The sequence below is a fragment of the Micromonospora sp. DT233 genome (assembly GCF_049841815.1).
Classification (GTDB): domain Bacteria; phylum Actinomycetota; class Actinomycetes; order Mycobacteriales; family Micromonosporaceae; genus Micromonospora.
The window spans coordinates 151,498-173,242 of sequence record NZ_JBNCLB010000008.1 but is presented as its reverse complement, the minus strand read 5'-3'; the positions used below and the strand labels follow the sequence as shown (position 1 = coordinate 173,242).

The following is a 21,745-nucleotide window of genomic DNA, read 5'->3' as shown; positions in this document are numbered from 1 at the left end:
GCGGAGCGTGTTCGGGTCAGCGCGTCGGGCGTACCGCCGGTACCGCAAGCGTCGCCGATTACGTATCCTGCCGAGGGCGCCCGTGCCGGTGCCCCGGTGCCACGGCGGGCGAAGCCCGGTCGGCCCCGGCGCCACCCGCTGCCACACCTTCCGGGCGAGGTCTGATGAACACCCGCGACTGGCCGATCCGTTCGAAGCTGACGGCGCTGGTCATCGTGCCGGTGAGCGCGCTGATGGCGCTCTGGATCTTCGCGACGAGCCTCGCCGTGGGCCCGGCCATGGATCTGCTCTCCGCCGACACCCTCCTGTCCGAGCTGGGCCGGCCGGGCGAGAAGGTCGTCGCCGAGCTGCAACGGGAACGCCGGCTGACCGTGCTGCAACTCGCCGGCGACACCCGGCTGCCGGCGCTGGCCGAGCAGCGGCGCAGCACCGACACCGCCGTCGCCGACCTGCGCCGACGAGCCGCCAGCAAGCAACTGCGCGCCGTCACGGAGGACGTGCTCGACGCCCGCGTCGAGCAGTTTCTCGGGGCGCTCGACGCGCTGCCCGCCGGCCGTGACTTCATCGACCGCCGCGAGCTGGACCGCACGGGCGCGATCGGGCTCTACAACGGCATGGTGGGCGCGGCCTTCCACGCCTTCTCGGTGCTGGCCACGCTCCCCGACGACAACCACAACCGGCAGGCCCGCGCGCTGACCGCGCTCGGCCGCTCCCGCGAGCTGCTCGGGCAGGCCGACGCGATCCTCGCCGGGGTGCTGGCCACCAAGCGGTTCCGCCCCGGCGAGCACGCCCAGCTCGTGCAGACCATCGGCAACCAGCAGTTCCTCGTCGAGTCGGCGGTGGCCGACCTGCCGGCCGAAGGCCGGGCCGCCTACCAGCGGATGGTCGAGGGCGAGGACTTCGTCCGGCTCCGCGCCCTGCAGGAGACCCTGGTCCGGGCCGGTTCGGTCCGGGCCCCCAAGATCGACGCCGGGGCCTGGCAGACCAGCCAGGAGGCCGTGCAGCAGAGCCTGCGGGACTTCGAGCTGGGCGAGGCCGAGAAGCTGACCGAGCGGGTCGTACCGGTCGCCGTCGGCGTCCTGGTCCGGCTCGGCGCGGCCGGCGTGCTCGGCCTCGTCGCCGTGGTGGTGTCGCTGGTGGTCGCGGTGCGGGTGGGCCGCTCGCTGGCCCGACGGCTCGACGGGGTACGCACCGCCGCGCTGGAGATCGCCGAGCGCCGGCTGCCCGACGTGGTGACCCGGCTGCGGCGCGGCGAGGACGTCGACGTGGCCCGGGAGACGCCCCCGCTGGAGTACGGCCGCGACGAGATCGGCCAGGTCGGCGACGCCTTCAACCAGGTGGCCCAGACGGCGGTCTCCGCCGCCGTCGAGGAGGTCGCCGTGCGCCGGGGCCTCAACGAGGTCTTCCTCAACCTCGCCCGGCGCAGTCAGGGCCTGGTGCACCGGCAACTCTCCCTGCTCGACCGGATGGAACGCCGCGTCGAGGACCCCGACGAGCTGGCCGAGCTGTTCCGGGTCGACCACCTCGCCACCCGGCTGCGCCGGCACGCCGAGGACCTGGTCATCCTGGCCGGGGCGGCGCCGGGGCGGGGCTGGCGCAACCCCGTCGCGATGGTCGACCTGGTCCGGGGCGCGATCTCCGAGGTCGAGTCGTACGAGCGGGTGGAGATCATCGACATGCAGCCCGCCGCCACCGTCGGCCGGGCCGTTGGCGACGTCATCCACCTGCTGGCCGAGCTGATCGAGAACGCCACCCGGTACTCCCCGCCCGGCACCCGGGTCACCGTGCGCGGGCAGAGCCTGCCCAACGGGTACGCCCTGGAGATCACCGACGAGGGGCTGGGCATGTCCGCCGAGGCGATGGCGGAGGCGAACGGGCGGCTGGCCACGCCGCCGGAGTTCGACCCGGCCGACAGCGCCCGGCTGGGGCTCTTCGTGGTGGCCCGGCTCGCCGCCCGGCACGGGGTGCGGGTGCAGCTGCGCCCGGCCGGGCAGGGCGGAATCATCGCCGTGGTGCTGATCCCGCCCGACCTGGTCACCACCGAGCCGCCCGAGCCGTCCCTCGAGCCGGACTCGGCCGACGGCCGCCGGCTGGCCAAGGTCACCCGGATCGGCACCCTGCCCCGGCCCCGCACCGGCCGGACCACCCGGGAGCGCCTCGCCTCCCCGACCGCCGTGGTGCCGCTGGTGCCGAGCCGCACCGTGCCGGCCGATCCGGCCGATCCGGCCGCCGAGGGCGACGGCCTGCCCCGCCGGGTACGCCGGCGCGGCCCCGCTCCCCGTACCCGGCTGACCGCCTCGGAGGCGCCGGCCCCCCGCGCCCCGGAGGAGGCCCGCCGGCTGATGTCCGCCCTGCAGGCCGGCACCGCCCGGGGCCGCCGCGACGGCGCCGCCGCCCCGCCCGCCCCACCCGGCCCCGACGCCGCCCCCGCCCCCGCCCCCGATCACGACGGCCGGGCGGATCCGCAACCTTCGACCGCTTCTGAGAGGGACGCCTAGTGGTGCACACGACGAGGCCGAACGCCGATCTCGACTGGTTGCTCGACGATCTGGTGGAGCGGGTGCCGGCCGCCCGTCAGGCGGTGGTGCTCTCGGCCGACGGGCTGCTGCTCGGCTCCTCGGCCGACTCCGACCGCAGCGACGCCGAGCACCTCTGCGCCCTGGCCTCCGGCTTCTCCAGCCTGGCCAAGGGCGCCAGCCGGCACCTCGCCGGTGGGGGAGTGCGCCAGACCGTGGTGGAGATGGAGTCGGCGTACCTCTTCGTCACCGCCGCCGGGCAGGGCGCGTGCCTGGCGGTGGTCGCCGAGGCCGACGCGGACATCGGCCTGGTGGCGTACGAGATGGCGATGCTGGTCACCCGCGTCGGCGAGAACCTCACCGCGCCGGCCCGCAGCGCCTCGGGGACCGCCGATGCGGGCTGAGTCACCCGGGCCGCAGCACGAGTGGCTGGACGCCGACGCCGGGCCGGTGGTCCGCCCGTACACCCTGACCGGGGGTAGGGTCCGACCCTCGGTCTGTCTCGACGTGGTCGCGTTCGTGCTCGCCGCACGGGCGGTCGACCCGGCCACCCGCGCTGCGCTGCACCCGGAGCAGCGGCGCATGGTCGAGCTGACCCGGCGGCCGCTGCCCGTCGCCGAACTCGCCGCCGAACTGGACCTCGCCCTGGGCGTGGTCCGGGTGCTGGTGGGTGACCTGCTCGCCCGTGGCCTGGTATCGGTGCACGCACCGGCCGGGACCACGTTCCTACCCGACGACAACATTCTCAAGGCGGTGGTCAGTGGACTCCGTGCACTATGACCGTGACGGATCCCGACTGCGGATTCCGCTGGCTCTGAAGATCCTCATTGCCGGCGGCTTCGGTGCCGGCAAGACGACGCTGGTGAGCGCGTTGAGCGAGGTCCGGCCGTTGCAGACCGAGGAGATCCTCACCGGGGCCGGTGCCTCGGTCGACGACCTCTCCGGGGTGGAGGGCAAGTCGACCACCACGGTCGCGATGGACTTCGGCCGAATCACCATCAACGAGGACCTTCAGGTCTACCTCTTCGGCACCCCCGGCCAGGACAGGTTCTGGTTCCTCTGGGACGAGCTGGCCTTCGGGGCGCTCGGGGCGGTGGTGCTGGCCGACACCCGCCGGCTGGCCGACTGCTTCCCGTCGATCGACTACTTCGAGCAGCGGGGCATCCCGTTCGTGGTCGGGGTGAACTGCTTCGACGACCGTCGCCGCTTCGGCCTGGACTCCGTACGCCGGGCGTTGGACCTCGACCCGGACGTGCCGATGGTGTTCTGCGACGCCCGGGACCGGCAGTCGGGCAAGCTGGTGCTGATCTCCCTCGTCGAGCACGTCGCCCGGCAGCGCGGCGAGCCCGTCCCGGTGCCCTGAGCCCTGAACCCGGCCAATCGCGGGAAACAGGCCTGATCCGACCGCTGGCGGGGAAAGCTCTGGGTAGATCCACACCGACAGCGGCGAAAGGGTGGGACGGGTGACCGGGCAGCAGGCGATCGTCCACATCGGGGGCTACACGGCGGCCAGCGGCGGGGGGCGGGGCGACGGGATCGTCGCCGCCCGGCGCGACCCGGCGACCGGCGCGCTGACCCCGCTCGGCACCGTGGCGGTCACCCCGTCGCCGTCCTTCCTCGCCCGGCATCCCACGTTGCCGGTGCTCTACGCCGTCAACGAGGTGCCCGAGGGGGAGGTCAGCGCCTTCCGGGTCGGCCCGGACGGCGACCTGACCCCGCTGGCGGCGCGGAGCACCGGCGGCGCGGAGCCCTGCCACCTGGCGGTCACCCCCGACGCCGGGCACCTCGTCGTGGCCAACTACGGCGGCGGGAGCGTCGCCGTCTTCCCGCTGGACGCGGCCGGGGTCCCCGGCGAGCGCAGCGACCTGGTGGTGCACGTCGGCCGCGGCCCCGATCCGCAACGCCAGGAGCGGGCGCACTGCCACATGGTCTCCCCGGCGCCGCAGGGCGGACCACTGCTGGCCGTGGACCTCGGCACCGACTCCGTCTACCGGTACGACCTCGACGCTCCCACCGGCCGGCTGGTGCCCGCAGGGCCCCGGTTCCAGACCGTGCCCGGCACCGGCCCCCGGCACCTGGCCCGGCACCCCGACGGCCGGCGCTGCTGGCTGGCCGGGGAGCTGGACGGCACGGTGACCGCGTACGAGCTGACCCCGGCGGGGGCGCTGCACCAGCGCGGCCGGGTCGACGCCAGCGCCCGCGCCGGTCACGTCCAGCCCTCCGAGATCACCGTCGGCCCAGACGGCCGCTTCCTCTACGTCGGCAACCGGGGCGTCGGCACGGTGGCGGTCTTCGCCCTCGCCGGGGAGCTGCCGGAGCTGGTCGCCGAGGTGCGCACCGGCGGGGAGTGGCCCCGGCACCTCGCCCTGACCGGCGCGCACCTCTACGTCGCCGACGAGCGCGCCGACATGGTCCGGGTGTTCCGGGTGGACGCCGCGACGGGGATTCCGGAACCGGTCGGCGAGCCCGTGCCGGTGCCCAGCCCGACCTGCGTCCTGCCCTGATGGGAGGCGGCCGGTCCGATGACCTTCCGGGGCTGAATCGTCGCGGAGTGTGGCGAAATGCCCGCCAAGCTGCGGTTCCTGATCAATTCCGTCCGAACGGCCATGGCACCAGCCCCACCCGGTACGCAAGATAATGATCATGTCGGGCCGCCATCGCATGCGCATAAGTCTCAATGGAGCGGGTGCCGTCGCCTCGGCGACCGCGCTCGCCGTCGTCGTCGCCGGGGCCTGGTTCGGTTACCGTTACGTGGCGCGGCCGTCCTGCTCCGGGCAGGTCGAGGTGAGCGTCGCGGCGGCCACCGAGCTGGCCCCCGCGGTGAAGGCCGCGGCCGCCCGGTGGATGGCCGACGGGGCGGTGGCCGCCGGCACCTGCGTCGTGGTGGAGGTCTCGGCCATCGATCCGGTGGAGGTCGCGGCCGCCATGGCCGGCAAGCACGGGGTGCAGCTGCCCGGCGTGCCCACGGTCGGCGGCGACGCGGTCAACCCCGACGTGTGGATACCGGACTCCTCGACCTGGCTGCTGCGGTTGAAGAACGCCGGGGCCGCCGCGTTCAACCCGACCAACGGCGCGTCGGTCGCCCGCAGCCCGGTGGTGGTGGCGGCGCCCGAAGCGGTGGCCGCCGCCCGCTTCGGCTGGCCGGACCGGGCGCTGACCTGGGCCGACCTGCTGCAACAGATCAACGGTGGCAAGCCGCTGCGCACCGGGATCGTGGAGCCGACGCGCGACGCGGCCGGCCTCTCCGCGGTGCTGTCGCTGACCGCGACGGCGGACGTGCCCACCGCCGAGCAGCGGGCCAACCCCGGTGTGCTGCGGGCGTTGGTGACCGGACGGTCCGTGGTGCGCCCGGAGTTGCTGGCCCGGTTCCCGGCCGCCCAGCCGACGGCGGCCGCCACCGCCGAGCCGACGGCGATCACCGGCGGCCTGGACGCCGCCGTGCTCTCCGAGGAGGACGTGCTGTCGTACAACGAGCGGAAACCGCCGGTTCCGCTGGCGGCGGTCTACCTCAACCCGGCGCTGGCGACGCTGGACTACCCGTACGCGGTGCTGCCCGGCATGTCGCCGGGGAAGCAGGCCGCCGCCAAGGCCCTGTACGGGGTGCTCACCGAGCCGGCCTTCCGCGACCGGCTGGCGGAGCGGTCGCTGCGCGCCCCGGACGGCAGTTGGGGCGCCGGCTTCCGGGCGCCGCAGGGTGCCCCCCGTCGGCTCGCCGCGTCGACGTTGGCCGGCGCTCCGGGCCTGGCCGCGGTCGACCGCGCCGTCTCCAGTTGGTCGATGGCCGCCCAGCCGATCCGGCTGCTCTGCGTGATGGACGTCTCCGCCACCATGAAGGGGCCGGTGCCCAGCGGTGACGGCACCACCCGGGGGCAGGCCACCGTGGCGGCGGCCCAGCGGGGTCTGAGCCTGTTCGGCAACGCCTCGCCGGTGGGGCTCTGGACCTTCTCCACCCGGCTGAAGGGCAACCAGGACCACCGGGAGCTGGCACCGATCAAACCGCTGACGACCAACCGCGTCCGGCTGCAGCGGGAGCTGGCCGCGATCCGCCCCACCAACGGCGGCACCGGCCTGTACGACACGATGCTGGCCGCCTACCGGCAGGTCCAGACCGGCTGGCTGCCGGACCGGCTCAACTCGATCGTGCTCTTCACCGCCGGCGGCAACGACGACGACAGCGGCATGTCCCAGCAGCAGCTGATTGCCGAGCTGAAGCGGATCGCCGATCCCGAGCGGCCGGTCCCGGTCGTCATCATCGGCGTCGGTCAGGACGTCAGCCTGGCCGACCTGGAGCCGATTACCAAGATCACGGGCGGCGGCAGCTTCGTCACCGACGACCCGGCCCGGAGCGGGGACCTCTTCCTGAAGGCGGTCACGCTCCGCCCGGACGCGCCCCGCTGAGCCGTCGACCGACGCAGGCCGTGACCGGATACGTCTTCCGTCGCATCACCTTCCGGAGGAAACTGACGGGAACCCGTCCCAAGCAATCGGTAGCCATGGCCGTCAGGCAAGATGTCGGCGTGCTCCGCTGTCGCCGGTCCCACGGGGGATTCCGACCGCGCACCGGGGCCGTCCTCAGCAGAATGGGGTAGTGCCGGTGACGTCGGCGACGCTGTTGACCCCCACCAGGACGCCACCACGTCCGGGTACGCGCCGATCCGGGCCGGTGGCCCGGGTCGACGAGCGGGCGTACGTACGCATGCTGGTGGTGCTGGACACCGCCGTGCTGGCCGCCGCGGTGCTCATCGGCTACGTCGCCCGCTTCGGCGACGAGGAGCCGGTGGGTTCGAAGATCCCCTACGTGGTGGTCGCCCCCGCGCTGGTGTTGACCTGGCTGGTCTCGCTGAAGGTGCTGCGCTGCTACGACGACCGGGTGCTCGGCTACGGCGCGGACGAGTACCGCCGGGTCGGCACCGCCTGCCTGCGGCTCGCCGGCGGCACCGCGATCGCCGGCTACATCGCCGACGTCGGCGTCTCCCGGGGCTTCCTCGCCATCTCCTTCGCGGTCGGCATGCTGGGCCTGGAGGTGGCCCGGTTCGCCGCGCGCAAACGGCTGCACCGGGCCCGCTCCCAGGGCCGGGGATGGTCCCGCAAGGTGCTGGTGGTCGGCGACACCGCCCACGTGCTGGAGCTGGTGCACCAGCTCCGCCGGGAGCCGTACGCCGGCTATCAGGTGGTCGGCGCGTGCATCCCCGACGCCCTGCTGGCACCGGTGCCGCAGCGGCTCGGCGACGTGCCGGTGGTGGGCTCGTTCCGAGGCATCCCCGAGGCGGTGACCGCGATCGGCGCGGACACCGTCGCGGTCACCGCCTCCGGCGAGCTGACCGCGACCCGGCTGCGGCGTCTCGGCTGGCAGTTGGAGGGCACCGGGGTGGACCTGGTCGTCGCGCCCGCGCTGACCGACGTCGCCGGCCCCCGCATCCACACCCGGCCGGTCGCCGGGCTGCCCCTCATCCACGTCGAGGCCCCCGAGTTCAGGGGGGCCCGCAAGCTGGTCAAGGGCTTCGTCGACCGGGCCGCCGCGTCGCTGGCGCTGGCGCTGCTGCTGCCGCTGCTGGCGGCGATCGCGCTGGCCGTCAAGCTCGACACCCGGGGGCCGGTGCTGTTCCGGCAGACCCGGGTCGGTCAGGGCGGTCGGGAGTTCGGGGTGCTGAAGTTCCGCACCATGGTGGTCAACGCCGACGCGCTCCTCGCCGAGCTGGCCACCCGCAACGAGACCGACGGCCTGATGTTCAAGATGCGCGACGACCCCCGGGTGACCCGGGTCGGCCGGGTGCTGCGCAAGTGGTCGCTGGACGAGCTGCCCCAGTTGGCGAACGTGCTGCTCGGCCAGATGAGCCTGGTCGGCCCGCGCCCGCCGCTGCCGTCGGAGGTGGCCCGCTACGACGGCGACGTGGCGCGGCGGCTGCTGGTCAAGCCCGGCATGACCGGCCTCTGGCAGGTCAGCGGCCGATCCGACCTGAGCTGGGAGGACGGCATCCGGCTCGACCTGTACTACGTGGAGAACTGGTCGCTGGCCGCCGACCTGACGATCATGTGGAAGACGTTCGGCGCGGTGATGCGCAGCCGGGGCGCGTACTGACCGACTCCCGGCCCCGCCGTCCCGGCCCCGCCGTCCCGGCCCCGCCGTCCCGGCGGTGGCCCTCGTCGGTCAGGGCTGGGGGCCCGTCCAGTCCAGGCAGACGACCACCGCGTCGTCGATGAGGTCGCCGGCGACGAACGCCCGCAGGTCGCCGATCAGGGACCGGACCGCCTCCAGCGGTGCCATCGGGCCGGTCCGGCGCAGGAACCGGTCCAGCGCGGTCTCGCCGTAGCGGACCTCCTGGCCGGTCGCGTCCAGGACGCCGTCGCTGAGGACGAAGAGCCGGTCGCCCGGGAGTAGCGTGAAACGCTGCTCCCGGTAGTCGGTGTCGTCGAACATGCCCAGCGGGAACTGCGCCTCCAGCGGCAGCTCGACCACCTCGCCGGCGCGCAGCAGCACCAACCGGGGCGATCCGGCGTCGACCACCGTCAGCACCCCGGCGGCCAGGTCCAGCGCCAGCAGCAGCACCGAGACGTGCTGCTCGCCCCGGTGCATCGCGTACAGCGCCTGGTCGGCCAGCGCGGCCTGGTCGGCCAGGCCGAGCCCGCACCGGCGGGCGTTGCGCAGGGCGTGGGTGGCCAGCGCGGTCAGCGCGGACGCGGCGACCCCCTCGCCCATCCCGTTGATCGTCGACAGCCACAGCCGGTGGCCGTCGTCGGACCAGTCGAAGCTGTCGCCGCGCACCGCGTACGCCGGTTCGAGCTGCCCGGCCAGGCTGAACGAGGGGCGGATCCGGCTGCGTCCGGGCAGTAGCTCCCACTGCATCTCGGCGGCCAGCGTGAGCCGCCGGCTGCGGCGGGCGGCCTGGTACACGTCGGTGCCCTGGTTGACCGCGACCAGTTCGTGACCGAGGGCGGTGGCGATGCCGAACAACTCGTCGATCACGGCCCGGTCGTCGGGGACCGGGGCCAGCCGGAGCACCCCCTGCCGTTCCCCCCGCATGCTCACCGGCAGGTATCCGACCCGGTCGACGACGATCGGCTCCTGGTGGTCGAAGCACCGCCAGGCCGGGTGCCCGGCCTCGGTCAGCGCCTCACCCTCCGTGAGCGGCAGGAGCCCCGAAAGCCGGTAGTCGACCTGGAACAGCTCGGCTTCGGTGATCCCGTACGACCGCTCCAGCTCCGCTGCCAACCGGTCGACCAGCAGGTCGGCGGGTGCCTCGGTCAGCGTCCGCCGGGCCCGGTCTGCGGCACCGCTCATCGTCGCACCCCTGTTCGGACGGGCCGGCGGCCAGGAACGGCGGGTAGTGTCGTGCCCACCATGGCCGAAGAACGCGGTCCACGCGGACCAGAAGCGAGTATGGCCGCAGCCCTCGATGCGGCCGCCGGCACCCTGCTCTCGGTCTTCGAGGCGGCCCGTGAGTCGACCACCAGCCGGCTCTCCGGGGCCCAACTGCGCGCGGTGATGGCGGTCGAGCAGCACGACGGGATCAACCTGCGCCGGCTGGCGACGCTGCTCGACATGCTGCTCTCGTCGGCCTCGCGGCTCTGCGACCGGCTGGTCGCCGCCGGGATGCTGGAGCGCGAGCCGGGCCGGTCCGACCGGCGGGTGATCTCCCTGCACCTCACCCCGGAGGCCGAACAGCTCCTCGCCGAGCTGCGCGCCGACCGCCAGGAGCGGCTGGCGGCGGTGCTGGCCGGCATGACCCCCGAGGGACGACGGGCGTTGCTGGCCGGCATCCGGGAGTTCGACGAGGCCGCCCGGCGTCGGCACCCACCGGAGCCGCCGAGGGCGGAGCACTCGGGGCAGACCCGAGCGGCCGAGGCGACCACGCGCCCCGAGCCGACGCGCCCCGAGCCGACGCGCCCGGAGACGACCACGCGCCCCGAGCCGACGCGCCCGGAGCCCACGCGCCCGGAGGCGACGACGTGGCCCGAGGCGACGACGCTGCCCGAGGCGGCCTCGCCGGGCAGGCCGACGATGTCGGGCGGGCCCGGACGGTCCGACGACCCCGCCCCGCACGGCGATTGGCCCCGTACGGCCTGACCCGCGCGGCGGCGCGGCCCGGGGCGGGGGATCCGGACCGGACCGTGCCTGCGGCCCCCCGACACCGGCGCGCGCTCGCGCTCAGCGGTGGTCGGCGGCGACGGCCAGCATCGCGATGTCGTCGTGGCCCTGCCCGTCGAGCCACTCGTCGACGAGCTGGAGCACCCGGTCGACCAGGGCGGCGGGGGGCAGCCCGGCCGCCGACGCGACGGCCCGCCGCAGCCGCTCGTCGCCGAACATCTCCGTCCCACCCGCCCCACCCCGGGCCTCGGTCACCCCGTTGGTGTGGGCGAACAGCAACTCGCCGGGGGCGAGGCGGAGCTGCGCGTCGGCGAACCGGGGGGCGCTGAGCGCGCCGACGGGCATGCCGCCGACCCGTACGGTCCCGACGCCGCCGTCGGCCCGGACCACCAGCGGGGACGGATGGCCACCGCCGGCGACCCGGACCCGGACCCCGCCGTCCCGCTCGGGAGTCAGCGCACCGAGCAACAGGGTGGTGAGCTGGCTGCGGCGGGTGTGGACCGGCGCGTCGAGCAGGGCCCGGTTGAGCAGGTCCATCAGCTCCAGCGGGCGCTGCTCGACCAGGCGCAGGGTCTGCAGGGACTGGCGGACCCGGCCGGTGAGCACCGCCGCGCCGACGCCCCGGCCGCAGACGTCGCCGAGGGCGAACAGGGCCCCGGCCGAGGTGGGGAAGACCTCGTAGAAGTCGCCGCCGATGCGCAGGCCGTCCCCGGCGGCCCGGTAGCCGCCGGCCAGGGCGACGCCCGCCACGGCGGGCAGGTCGGGCGGGAGGAGGCTGCTCTGCAGTACCCGGGTCAGGTGGGCCTGCTCGCTGTAGAGGCCGGCGGCCAGCAGGGCGGCACCGGCCCGAGCGGCGAATTCCCGGGCCAGGTCGACGTCCCGCCCGTCGAAACCGGGACGCCCGGCCCACCGGAGCAGCACCAGCGCGCCCGCCGGGCCGCCCGTGCCCGGCATGGGGCTGGCCAGCACGGTCCCGGCCCGGGGCAGGCCCCCCGGCAGCACCTCGGCGAGGCCGGCGGGCTCGGCGTCCCGCCAGGGGGCGGGTTCCGGTAGGTCGCCGCCGAGCGCCTCGGCGAGGCCGGGCAGCGCGGTGAGCAGCTCCCCGGCGCTGACGCCGGTCGTCGGTGCGGGGTCACCCGCGACGTACCGGGTCCAGTGCGGGGCGTGCTCGGCCGGCGGTGGCGGGTGGTCGACGACCAGCGCGGCGTCGGCCAGGTACGGCACCGGCAGGGTGGCCGTGGCCCGCAGCACCTGCTCGCGGTGCAGGGAGAGCCCGAGCCGGCTGCCCGCGCGGGCCAGGAACGCGGTGCGTGACCGCTCGGCGCGCAGTGCGGCGGCGCGGGCCTGCTCGCCGGTGACGTCCCGCACGTACCAGGCGCACCGCCCGCCGCGCAGCGGGCGACGCACACCGTGCAGCCGCCGGCCGTGGTGCTCGGCGTCGAAGGTGTCGGCCCCGGCGACGCCGGCGCGGGCCAGGGCGGGCACCGGGCAGCCGGCCAGCTCGGCACCGGGGGCCAACTCCGGCAGCAGCACGCCGGCCATCGCGTTGACCAGGGTCACCACGCCGCCGGGATCGACGGTGACGACGGCCTCGGAGAGCCCGTCGAGCAGCTCGCGGGCCAGCCCCGCGTCGGTCGTCATCGCCAGGCGCCGGGCGCACCGGTCTGCCGACCTGTGTGCATGGTCCTGAGCGCTCCTCCGCCTCGCGACGCCACCGACTCCGCGCAAGCGTACCGAGGCGCTCCGGCGCGCGCCCAGCGAGCAGAGGCGGCCGACCGCCGGGCGAGGGCGGCGGCTCAGCCCGCGCGGTTGAGCCAGCCGACCGGGGCGGCGACGATGCGCCGGACGACGGAGCCGGCCGCGCCGACCACGGCGGCCTCCGGGCCGAGCGCCGACGGGCGTACGGTCACCGGCGACCAGGCGGCGGTGAGTACCCGTCGGGACACCTCGGCCAGGACCGGCGGTCGCAGCCAGGGGGTGAGCCGGGCGTACCCGCCGCCGAGGACCACGGTGTCGAGGTCGAGCAGGTTGACCACGCCGGCCACCGCGACCCCGAGCGCCGCGCCGGCCTCGGCCAGGGCCGCCCGGGTGGCGTGGTGGCCGGCGGCGGCGAGGTCTGCCAGCCGGGCGGCGGCGGTGTCGGCGGGCAGGTCCGCCCGGTCCAGCCCGGCGGCGGCGAGGACGGCCTCCTGGCCGGCGTACCGTTCGAGGCAGCCCCGGCCGCCGCAGCCGCAGGGCCGCCCCGCCGGCCGGACGGTCAGGTGGCCGATCTCGCCGCTGAAGCCGCGCACGCCCCGGAAGAGGGCACCGTCCAGGACGATCCCCGCGCCGATGCCGACCTCCCCGGAGATGTGCAGGAAACTCACCGGGCCGTCCGGGTCGGCATGCAGCTCGCCCAGCGCGGCCAGGTTGGCCTCGTTCTCCACCACGAGCGCCGGGATGCCGGGGACCGGCTCGGCCAGCGGCGGGTGGGCGGCCAGCAGGGCGGGGACGGGCACGTCCCGCCAGCCGAGGTTCGGGGCGAGGCGGACCAGCCCGGCGGCGTCGACCAGCCCGGGGACCGCGAGGACGGCACCGGCCAGGGTGAGCCCCTGCCGGCGGGCGTCGAGGCGGGCGGCGTCGGCCAGCGCGACGAGCCGGGCGAGCGCGTCGGCGGGGGGCAGCGGGCGCAGGTCGGCCCGGTGCACGGTGTGGTGCCGGACCCGGCCGGCCAGGTCGGTCACGCAGACCGCCAGGTAGTCGACGTTGACCTCCAGGCCCAGCCCGGCCGGGCCGTCGCCGGCCAGCACCAGCCCCCGGGCGGGCCGCCCGGCCCCGGCGCGGGGGGCCGGCTCCGCCTCGGCGACCAGCCGGCCGGCGATCAGGTCGTCGACCACGGCCGAGACGGTGGCCCGGGTCAGGCCGGTCGCGGCGGCGACGTCGGCCCGCGAGGGCGGGCGGGGGGCGGCGGCGATCCGGCCGAGCACCACGGCGAGGTTCAGCTCGCGGAGGCTGCCCTGGCGGACCGCAGCCGGGGCGGCGGGGCGGTGCACCCCTTGACACTGCCATACGTCCGCCAAATAATTCAATCACTGAACAAATAGCTGACGGAGGTTCGCCATGGCGCCCCGCCCCACTCCCGCCGACAAGTTCTCCTTCGGTCTCTGGACGGTCGGCTGGCAGGCCCGCGACCCGTTCGGCGACGCCACCCGCCCCGAGCTGGACGCCGTCGAGGCCGTGCACCGCCTCGCCGAGCTGGGCGCCTACGGCATCACCTTCCACGACGACGACCTCGTCCCCTTCGGCGCGGACGCGGCCACCCGCGACGGCCGCATCGCCCGCTTCCGCAAGGCGCTCGACGAGACCGGCCTGGTCGTCCCCATGGTCACCACCAACCTCTTCAACCACCCGGTGTTCAAGGACGGCGGCTTCACCAGCAACGACCGCGACGTGCGGCGGTACGCGCTGCGCAAGGTGCTGCGCAACGTCGACCTCGCCGCCGAGCTGGGCGCCCGCACCTTCGTGATGTGGGGCGGCCGGGAGGGCGCCGAGTACGACCTGGCCAAGGACGTGCAGTCCGCGCTGGAGCGCTACCGCGAGGCCGTCGACCTGCTCTGCCAGTACGTCCTCGACCGCGGCTACGACCTGCGCTTCGCCCTGGAGCCGAAGCCGAACGAGCCGCGCGGCGACATCCTGCTGCCCACCATCGGGCACGCGCTGGGGTTCATCTCCACCCTGGCCCACCCGGAGCTGGTCGGCCTCAACCCCGAGGTCGGCCACGAGCAGATGGCCGGCCTCAACTTCGTCCACGGCATCGCCCAGGCCCTCTGGCAGGGCAAACTGTTCCACATCGACCTCAACGGCCAGCGCGGCATCAAGTACGACCAGGACCTGGTCTTCGGCCACGGCGACCTGCTCAACGCGTTCGCCCTGGTCGACCTGCTGGAGCACGGCGGCCCCGGCGGCGGCCCGGCCTACGACGGCCCCCGCCACTTCGACTACAAGCCCTCCCGCACCGAGGACATCGACGGGGTCTGGGCGTCGGCGGCGGCGAACATGAGCACGTACCTGCTGCTCAAGGAGCGGGCCAAGGCGTTCCGGGCCGACCCGGAGGTGGCCGAGGCGCTCGCCGTCAGCCGGGTCGCCGACCTGGCCACCCCCACCCTCGCGCCGGGCGAGAGCTACGCGGACCTGCTGGCCGACCGCACCGCCTTCGAGGAGTACGACGTCGACGCCGCCGCCGCGAAGGGCTTCGGCTTCGTCCGGCTCAACCAGCTCGCCGTCGAGCACCTGCTCGGCGCCCGCTGAGGCCGCCGCCATGCCCCTGGTCGCCGGAATCGACTCGTCCACCCAGTCCTGCAAGCTGGTCATCCGCGACGCGGAGACCGGCGCGCTGGTCCGCTCCGGCCGCGCACCCCACCCCGACGGCACCGAGGTCGACCCGGCGGCCTGGTGGCGGGCCCTGCGGGCGGCGGTCGAGGCGGCCGGGGGCCTGGCCGACGTGGCCGCGATCTCGGTCGCCGGCCAGCAGCACGGCATGGTCTGCCTCGACGAGGCGGGCGAGGTGGTGCGCCCGGCCCTGCTCTGGAACGACACCCGGTCGGCCGGGGCCGCCGCCGACCTCATCGAGGAGGCCGGCGGCGGCGAGGCCGGCCGGCGGTTCTGGGCCGACGCGGTCGGCTCCGTGCCGGTGGCCAGCTTCACCGTCACCAAGCTGCGCTGGCTGGCCCGGCACGAGCCGGCCAACGCCGACCGGGTGGCCGCCGTCTGCCTGCCGCACGACTGGCTGACCTGGCGGCTGGCCGGAGCGCCGGGCCTGGGCGCCCTGCGCACCGACCGCAGCGACGCCAGCGGCACCGGCTACTGGTCCCCGGCGACCGGGCAATACCGCCCCGACCTGCTGGAACGCGCCTTCGGTCGGGCGTTGGCGGTGCCGGTCGTGCTCGGCCGCGCCGAGGCCGCCGGCACCCTGGACCCGGCGGCGCTCGCCGGCCACACCGCCAGCGGGGTGCTGCTCGGCCCCGGGGCCGGCGACAACGCCGCCGCCGCGCTCGGCGTCGGCGCCCGCCCCGGCGACGTGGTCGTCTCCATCGGGACCTCCGGCACCGTGTTCAGCGTCGCCGACGCCCCGGCCGCCGATCCCGGCGGCGCGGTCGCCGGCTTCGCCGACGCCACCGGCCGGTACCTGCCGCTGGTCTGCACGCTCAACGCCGCCCGGGTGCTCGACGCCGCCGCCGGGATGCTCCGGGTCGGCCTCGACGAGCTCTCCGACCTGGCGCTGGCCGCGCCGCCCGGCGCGGACGGGCTGGTCGCCGTCCCGTACCTGGAGGGCGAGCGGACCCCGGACCGGCCTTCGGCCACCGGGTCGGTGCACGGGCTCACCCTGCGCACCGCCACCCCCGCCCACCTGGCGCGGGCGGCCGTCGAGGGGATGCTCTGCGCCCTCGCCGACGGGCTCGACGCGCTGGTCGCCCAGGGGGCCCGCGTCGAGCGGGTGATCCTGGTCGGCGGCGGGGCCCGGTCGGCGGCGGTGCGGCGCATCGCACCGCAGGTCTTCGGCCGCCCGGTTGTCGTCCCACCACCGGGGGAGTACGTCGCCGACGGGGCCGCCCGCCAGGCCGCCTGGCTGCTCCTGGGCGGGGCCAACCCGCCAGAGTGGCCCGCCGCCGGAGTGGAGGAGTTCGCCGCCGATGGGGTCGCCGCCGTGCGGGAACGCTACGCCGCCGCCCGCGACCGGGTGCTCGACCGCGTCGACCCGGCGTACGGGACGCCCCCCGAGGCGTAAAGGGTTGTCCGTGGCCGTCCCGGCTGGCGATGATCGACTGATGCGTTCCACTCCCGCCGGTGACGGCCCCGGGCAACTGCCCTCGATCCTGCAGTACGACGACGCGGACACCCCCTGCGACGTGATCGACGCGCTGGCGCTGGCGGACTTCGTCACCGGCCGACACCCCTGGTCACACACCGTGCGGCTGTCCCGGGTCAACCCGGCGGCGACCCTCACCCCACCCGACGGGCGGCTGCTGCGCGTCGCCATCGAGCACCGGCAGCGCTCCCGGCTGCTCGGCGGGGAGGGCTGGACCGCGCGGGTGGTCACCTGGAAGGGGCGGGGTGCCGAGGTGACCGTCACCGCCGTCGACGACGAGGTGGGTCAGGCGGCCCTCGACCGGATCGTTGCGGGGGCGGCCGAGCCGGAGGACCCGGACACCGGGCGGATCGGCTTCTGGCACCACAACCAGCGCCGGGGCGCGCAGCGGGACCTGCGCTCCATCGCCGCCCCCGAGTGGTCGCAGATTCGCGGCAACTACACGGCGACCGCGCGGGCGGCCCTGGACGCGTTGATGACGGTCACCCCCGAGAGCATCACCGGTCGGCTGGTGCTGCTACACGGGGCACCGGGCACCGGGAAGACCACCGCCCTGCGGGCGCTGAGCCGGCAGTGGCGGCCGTGGTGCCAGGTCGACAGCGTGCTCGACCCCGACGTGCTCTTCGCCGACACGTCGTACCTCTCCGAGGTCGCCGTCGGCGAGGAGGAGGACGGGGAGGCCGGCACCGGCCGGCGGTGGCGGCTGCTCATCCTGGAGGACTGCGACGAGCTGATCCGCGGCGAGGCGAAGCAGGCAACCGGGCAGGCGCTGTCCCGGCTGCTCAACCTCACCGACGGGCTGCTCGGTCAGGGCCGCGACGTGCTCATCGCGATCACCACGAACGAGGACCTGTCCCGGCTGCACCCGGCGGTGGTCCGTCCCGGCCGCTGCCTGGCCCGGGTCGAGGTGGGCCCGCTGTCCCACGGCGAGGCCGCCGGCTGGCTCGGCACCGCCGCCGGGGTGCCGTCCGCCGGGGCCACCCTGGCCGAGCTGTACGCGCTGCGCGCCGGCACCCCGACCGTCCCCTCCGTCGCCGCGGAGATCGGCGGGTACCTCTGAGCGCCCGGCCCGGTGAGCGGGCCGCTCGCCGGGCCTGGTTGGCTGCTGGGCATGACCTCGACGAGGGGCCCCCGGGCGGCCCGGGGCGGCACGGCGGCGCACCGCGCGTACAGCGTCGTGGTCTTCGTGCTGCTGGCCTCCCTGGACAACGTGGCCATCGGCCTCGTGCCGCCGCTGTACGGGCCGCTCTCCGGGGCGCTCGACGTGTCGCAGCGGATGCTCGGCCTGGTCACCGCCGTCAGCTTCCTGGTCAGCGCCGTCGCGGCGGTCGGCTGGGCGTACGTCGGCGACCGCACCGACCGCAAGCCGCTGCTGATGGTCGGCACCCTGGTCTGGGCGGTCGGCACGGGCGGCAGCGCCCTGGCGCAGAGCTACCCCACGTTCCTGGCCGCCCAACTCGTCGCGGCCGTGGGCCTCGGCGCTGTCGGCTCGGTCGGCTTCTCCGTGGTCACCGACCTGATCTCGCCCCGCCGACGCGGGCTGGTGATGAGCTTCTGGGGGCTCTCCCAGGGCATCGGCACCCTGGCCGGCACGCTGGCCGGCGGGCTGCTCGGCGCGACCGACTGGCGGCGTCCCTTCTGGCTGCTCGCCGTCGTGGGGTTGGTCGCCACCGTCGGGTACCTGTTCACCTACGACATCCGGCGTGGGCAGAGCGAACCGGAGCTGGCCGGCGTGCTGGCGACCGGCGCCGAGTACGACTACCGGATCACCCGCGCCGACCTGCCCCGCATCCTGGCCCGGCGGACCAACCGCTGGCTGATCCTGCAGGGCCTGACCGCCCAGGCCGCGTTCGGCTCGCTGGTCTGGCTGCCGGTGCTGTTCACCCAGCGGGCGCAGGCGCAGGGCTACTCGACGGCCACCGCCGTGGTGGTGGGGAGCGTCTTCGCCACCCTGTTCCAGCTCGGCGGGGCGCTCTCCATCGTGGGCGGCCTGGTCGGCGACGCCATGCAGCGCCGTACGCCCCGGGGCAGGGCGCTGGTCGCGGCCGTCGGCATCCTCGCGGCCCTGCCGTTCTACCTGGTCCTGTTCTTCGTGCCGCTGCGCATCGACGTGCCCGACGGCGGCGGCACCGGTGCGGTCGTCGGCGCGGTGCTGGCCAGCGTGTTCACCGAGCCGACGGTCGGGCTGAGCCTGCTCACCGCCGTCGTCGCCCTGGCGCTGACCTCGGCGAACTCGCCCAACTGGTTCGCCCTGATCGCCGACGTCAACCCGCCCGAGCACCGGGGCACCGTCTACAGCCTCGGCAACCTGGTCAACGGCGTCGGCCGGGCCGCCGGCAACGGCCTGGTCGGGGTGGCCTTCCACGGACTGCGGGCGGCCTTCCCGCCACCGCTGAACTACGCCGTCGGGCTGGCCGCGTTCCAGCTCTTCTTCATCCCCACGGGGATCATGTACTGGCTCGCCTCCCGCACCTCGTCCCGCGACATCGACGCCGTACACGACCTGCTGCACGCCCGCGCCGACCGGCTGTAGCAGCCTGCGGGTTGCGCGAGCTGGTGGGTTGCGCGGCTGGTGAGTTGCGCGGCTGGTGGGTTGCGCGGCTGGTGGGTTGCGCGGGTGTGGGTTGCGCGGGCTGGTGGGTTGCGCGGGTGTGGCGGATCTGTCGGGTTGCGCGAGTTGCGTGGGTTTGCCGGGCGGTTTCGGCGGCCGCACGATCGGCGCGATGCTGCTGGTTGGCAGCCTCGCGGCTAGGAGCGGCGGTCTGCGGTCGGCGGTGGTGCGGTGGTGCGGTGGTGGTTTGCGGCCGGTGGCGGCGCGGTGGCGGTTTTGCGGCCGGCGGTGGCGGTTTTGCGGCCGGCGGTGGTGCGGTGGCGGCGGCCGGCGGTGGTGCGGTGGCGGTTTGCGGCCGGCGGAGGTGCGATCGGCACCTGGCCGTAGCTCCGATGCTCTCCGATCCGACGAGGGCTGCGTTGCCGGTCCTTTGGAGCTGATGTCGTAAGCGAATCACGAGCGTGGCGACGTCGAGGGCGGCATTCGCGCCCGCTTCGGATGGGCGGTGGCCGGATGCTGGATGGGCGGTGGCCGGATGCCGGGGTGGCCGGATGTTGGATGGGGCCGGTCGCCGGTCGCCGGTCGCCGGGTCGCCGGGTGCCGGTCGCCGGGTGACCGGGCACCGATGGGCGGATCGGGTTGCGGCCCGCCCAATCGCCCGCCCTGCACCCCTGCGCAGCCAAGATCCGCGCATTTTCCCTGAAGATGCTGGCTCGATCAGGGGTTCAGCCAGCATTTTCCCCGAAGATGCGCGGATCTTGAGCTGCGGGAGAGGACGCGCGGGGGTGCTGATTCGTTTACGACATCAGCTCCAGATAGAGCGGAAAAGCCTACCGGCTCGGCGCGGCGTCGGAGCCTGGAGCTGCCGGGGCTATATGCCCGATCCCAGGGGTGTATGTCCGATTCTGGGCGAGCTGCCGGGCGGCGGGGTGAGCTGCCCGGCTCCGGGGCGGAGCCGGGCAGCTCGCGGGCGTTGCGGCGGTGCGGTGAGAAGGGGGTCAGGCGGTGGTGGTGGTGCGCAGCCAGACCGTCACGTCCTGCGGGACCGCGCCCTGGTCGTCGAGCGGGGCGCTGGCGTGCAGGACCTCGGCGTCGGCCGGCAGCGGCACCGGCGTCGCGCCGAAGTTGGTCAGCACGGTCACCTCGCCGTTGCGGAAGCTCAGCGTCTCGTCGTCGGAGGAGAGCCAGTACAGGCTGCCCCGACCCAGGTCGTGCTCGCGGCGCAGCCGCAGCGCGGTCCGGTACAGCTCGTACGTCGAGCCGGGGGTGTCGCGCTGCCGGTCCAGGGCGTACTCCGCCCAGAGCGGCGGCTGCGGCAGCCAGCTCGCGTCGGTCGGGCCGAAGCCGTACGAGGGGGCGTCGGCCTCCCACGGGATCGGCACCCGGCAGCCGTCGCGGCCCCGCTCGGTCTGCCCGCTGCGCTCCCAGGTCGGGTCCTGCCGGGCCTCGTCGGGCAGCGTGGTGTGCTCCGGCAACCCCAGCTCCTCGCCCTGGTAGAGGTACGCGGAGCCGGGCAGCGCCAGCATCAGCAGGGTGGCCGCGCGGGCGCGGCGCAGGCCCAGCGCCGCATCCGGCTGCGGGTCGCCGATGCCGATGCCGTTCGGCCTGCGGGTGCCCACGGGCAGGCCGAGCCGGGAGGCGTGCCGGACCACGTCGTGGTTGGAGAGCACCCAGGTGGTGGGGGCGCCCACCGCGTCGGTGGCCTCCAGCGAACGGGTGATCACCGCGTACTGGGCGGCGGCGGTCCAGGAGGCGACCAGGTACTCGAAGTTGAACGCCTGGTGCATCTCGTCGGGCCGGACGTAACGCGCCAACCGCTCGGCCGGCTCCACCCACGCCTCGGCGACCAGGACCCGCTCGCCGTCGTAGGAGTCGAGCAGCCGACGCCACTCCCGGTAGATCTCGTGCACGCCGTCCTGGTCCCACATCGGCGGGCGGGGCTTGTCGACCTCGTTGCCGGAGAGGATCTCCTGCGGCTCCTGCCAGTTTGCCAGGTCGGCCTGCTTGATCAGCCCGTGCGCCACGTCGACCCGGAAGCCGTCGACGCCACGGTCCAGCCAGAAGCGCAGCACCTCCAGGAACTCGGTCCGCACCTCCGGGTTGTCCCAGTTGAGGTCGGGCTGGCCGGGGTCGAACAGGTGCAGGTACCACTGGCCGGGACGGCCGTCCGGCTCCGTGACGCGGGTCCACGCCGGGCCGCCGAAGACGCTGCGCCAGTCGTTCGGCGGCTGGTTGCCGTCCGGGCCGAGGCCGTCGCGGAAGACGTACCGGGCGCGCTCGGGGCTGCCGGGCGCGGCGGCCAGCGCGGCGCCGAACCAGCGGTGCGCCGACGAGGTGTGGTTGGGCACCAGGTCGACGATGATCCGCAGGCTCCGGGCGTGCGCCTCGGCGATCAGCCGGTCGGCGTCGGCGAGCCCGCCGAACAACGGGTCCACGCCACGGTAGTCGGACACGTCGTAGCCGGCGTCGGCCTGCGGCGAGGGGTAGAACGGCGAGAGCCAGATCGCGTCCACGCCCAACTCGACGAGGTGGTCGAGGCGGGCGGTGATGCCCGGCAGGTCGCCGATGCCGTCGCCGTCGGAGTCGGCGAACGACCGCGGGTAGATCTGGTAGATGACGGCCTCGGTCCACCATCCGGTGGCCGGGGCGGCGGACGATTGCTGCTCGGTCGCGTTGCTGTTCAGGGCCTTCTCCAGTGTCTCGACGCCATCGCCGGTCATGTGCCCGATCGAGGGGCGGGTGAATCC

General features: G+C 75.1%; 16 protein-coding genes. 12 read left to right on the top strand and 4 right to left on the bottom strand.

All coding sequences use genetic code 11. From position 1 onward, the window contains the following. Positions 1-164: 164 nt before the first annotated feature. The 7 genes from ACLQ2V_RS19210 (at position 165) to ACLQ2V_RS19180 (ending at position 8,595) form a co-directional block, all read left to right on the top strand. Positions 165-2,498, top strand: a complete 2,334-nt coding sequence (locus ACLQ2V_RS19210; protein ID WP_425719885.1) for a sensor histidine kinase — start codon at positions 165-167, stop codon at positions 2,496-2,498. Continuing rightward, the gene (locus ACLQ2V_RS19205) at positions 2,498-2,920 is read left to right on the top strand and encodes a roadblock/LC7 domain-containing protein (protein WP_425719884.1); all 423 of its coding nucleotides are present in this window, start codon (positions 2,498-2,500) and stop codon (positions 2,918-2,920) included. Before ACLQ2V_RS19210 ends, ACLQ2V_RS19205 begins: the two co-directional genes overlap by 1 nt. Continuing rightward, positions 2,910-3,296, top strand: coding sequence for a DUF742 domain-containing protein (locus ACLQ2V_RS19200; protein ID WP_425719883.1), 387 nt, complete (start codon positions 2,910-2,912; stop codon positions 3,294-3,296). Before ACLQ2V_RS19205 ends, ACLQ2V_RS19200 begins: the two co-directional genes overlap by 11 nt. Next, entirely contained in the window at positions 3,277-3,879 is a 603-nt protein-coding gene (locus tag ACLQ2V_RS19195; protein ID WP_425719882.1) for a GTP-binding protein, read from the top strand. The genes ACLQ2V_RS19200 and ACLQ2V_RS19195 overlap by 20 nt, the downstream gene beginning before the upstream one ends. Positions 3,880-3,979: 100 nt before the next feature. Beyond that, positions 3,980-5,020, top strand: a complete 1,041-nt coding sequence (locus tag ACLQ2V_RS19190; protein ID WP_425719881.1) for a lactonase family protein — start codon at positions 3,980-3,982, stop codon at positions 5,018-5,020. A 136-nt stretch (positions 5,021-5,156) separates the two neighbouring features. Then, entirely contained in the window at positions 5,157-6,914 is a 1,758-nt protein-coding gene (locus tag ACLQ2V_RS19185; RefSeq protein ID WP_425719943.1) for a substrate-binding domain-containing protein, read from the top strand. 196 nt (positions 6,915-7,110) lie between these two features. Then, positions 7,111-8,595 carry a sugar transferase gene (locus ACLQ2V_RS19180; RefSeq protein WP_425719942.1) on the top strand — a complete coding sequence of 495 codons (1,485 nt, stop codon included), beginning with the start codon at positions 7,111-7,113 and terminating at the stop codon, positions 8,593-8,595. 69 nt (positions 8,596-8,664) lie between these two features. On the opposite strand, the gene ACLQ2V_RS19175 is transcribed toward ACLQ2V_RS19180, so the two are convergent. Beyond that, the gene (locus tag ACLQ2V_RS19175) at positions 8,665-9,795 is read right to left on the bottom strand and encodes a PP2C family protein-serine/threonine phosphatase (protein WP_425719880.1); all 1,131 of its coding nucleotides are present in this window, start codon (positions 9,793-9,795) and stop codon (positions 8,665-8,667) included. Positions 9,796-9,894: 99 nt separating this feature from the next. Between ACLQ2V_RS19175 and ACLQ2V_RS19170 the strand changes: the two genes are divergently transcribed. Continuing rightward, complete coding sequence (locus ACLQ2V_RS19170; RefSeq protein ID WP_425719879.1) at positions 9,895-10,581, top strand: MarR family transcriptional regulator; 687 nt, start codon at positions 9,895-9,897, stop codon at positions 10,579-10,581. A gap of 81 nt (positions 10,582-10,662) precedes the next feature. Here ACLQ2V_RS19170 and ACLQ2V_RS19165 read toward each other — a convergent pair whose 3' ends face one another. Together ACLQ2V_RS19165 and ACLQ2V_RS19160 are read right to left on the bottom strand one after the other, a co-directional pair. Continuing rightward, positions 10,663-12,243 carry a PP2C family protein-serine/threonine phosphatase gene (locus ACLQ2V_RS19165; protein WP_425719878.1) on the bottom strand — a complete coding sequence of 527 codons (1,581 nt, stop codon included), beginning with the start codon at positions 12,241-12,243 and terminating at the stop codon, positions 10,663-10,665. A gap of 155 nt (positions 12,244-12,398) precedes the next feature. Next, positions 12,399-13,634, bottom strand: coding sequence for an ROK family transcriptional regulator (locus ACLQ2V_RS19160; RefSeq protein ID WP_425719877.1), 1,236 nt, complete (start codon positions 13,632-13,634; stop codon positions 12,399-12,401). A gap of 67 nt (positions 13,635-13,701) precedes the next feature. Between ACLQ2V_RS19160 and xylA the strand changes: the two genes are divergently transcribed. The 4 genes from xylA to ACLQ2V_RS19140 are packed head-to-tail and all read left to right on the top strand — an operon-like array spanning position 13,702 to position 18,980. After that, complete coding sequence (xylA, locus tag ACLQ2V_RS19155; RefSeq protein WP_425719876.1) at positions 13,702-14,889, top strand: xylose isomerase; 1,188 nt, start codon at positions 13,702-13,704, stop codon at positions 14,887-14,889. Positions 14,890-14,899: 10 nt separating this feature from the next. Then, positions 14,900-16,366: a xylulokinase gene (xylB, locus tag ACLQ2V_RS19150; protein WP_425719875.1), complete on the top strand. Its 1,467-nt coding sequence runs from the start codon at positions 14,900-14,902 to the stop codon at positions 16,364-16,366. A gap of 40 nt (positions 16,367-16,406) precedes the next feature. Next, positions 16,407-17,507 carry a DUF5925 domain-containing protein gene (locus ACLQ2V_RS19145; protein WP_425719874.1) on the top strand — a complete coding sequence of 367 codons (1,101 nt, stop codon included), beginning with the start codon at positions 16,407-16,409 and terminating at the stop codon, positions 17,505-17,507. Between the two features lie 51 nt (positions 17,508-17,558). Next, positions 17,559-18,980, top strand: coding sequence for an MFS transporter (locus ACLQ2V_RS19140; protein ID WP_425719873.1), 1,422 nt, complete (start codon positions 17,559-17,561; stop codon positions 18,978-18,980). A gap of 1,016 nt (positions 18,981-19,996) precedes the next feature. Here ACLQ2V_RS19140 and ACLQ2V_RS19135 read toward each other — a convergent pair. Further along, the gene (locus ACLQ2V_RS19135; RefSeq protein ID WP_425719941.1) at positions 19,997-21,682 is read right to left on the bottom strand and encodes a glycoside hydrolase family 13 protein; all 1,686 of its coding nucleotides are present in this window, start codon (positions 21,680-21,682) and stop codon (positions 19,997-19,999) included. Positions 21,683-21,745 lie beyond the last annotated feature (63 nt).

What these genes read in the sequence shown, in the direction of transcription:
- ACLQ2V_RS19175 (WP_425719880.1), bottom strand. Translation starts at nt 9,795, where the DNA reads ATGAGCGGTGCCGCAGACCGGGCCCGGCGGACGCTGACCGAGGCACCC.
- ACLQ2V_RS19210 (WP_425719885.1), top strand. Translation starts at nt 165, where the DNA reads ATGAACACCCGCGACTGGCCGATCCGTTCGAAGCTGACGGCGCTGGTC.
- ACLQ2V_RS19170 (WP_425719879.1), top strand. Translation starts at nt 9,895, where the DNA reads ATGGCCGCAGCCCTCGATGCGGCCGCCGGCACCCTGCTCTCGGTCTTC.
- ACLQ2V_RS19140 (WP_425719873.1), top strand. Translation starts at nt 17,559, where the DNA reads ATGACCTCGACGAGGGGCCCCCGGGCGGCCCGGGGCGGCACGGCGGCG.
- xylA (WP_425719876.1), top strand. Translation starts at nt 13,702, where the DNA reads ATGGCGCCCCGCCCCACTCCCGCCGACAAGTTCTCCTTCGGTCTCTGG.
- ACLQ2V_RS19200 (WP_425719883.1), top strand. Translation starts at nt 2,910, where the DNA reads ATGCGGGCTGAGTCACCCGGGCCGCAGCACGAGTGGCTGGACGCCGAC.
- ACLQ2V_RS19165 (WP_425719878.1), bottom strand. Translation starts at nt 12,243, where the DNA reads ATGACGACCGACGCGGGGCTGGCCCGCGAGCTGCTCGACGGGCTCTCC.
- xylB (WP_425719875.1), top strand. Translation starts at nt 14,900, where the DNA reads ATGCCCCTGGTCGCCGGAATCGACTCGTCCACCCAGTCCTGCAAGCTG.
- ACLQ2V_RS19145 (WP_425719874.1), top strand. Translation starts at nt 16,407, where the DNA reads ATGCGTTCCACTCCCGCCGGTGACGGCCCCGGGCAACTGCCCTCGATC.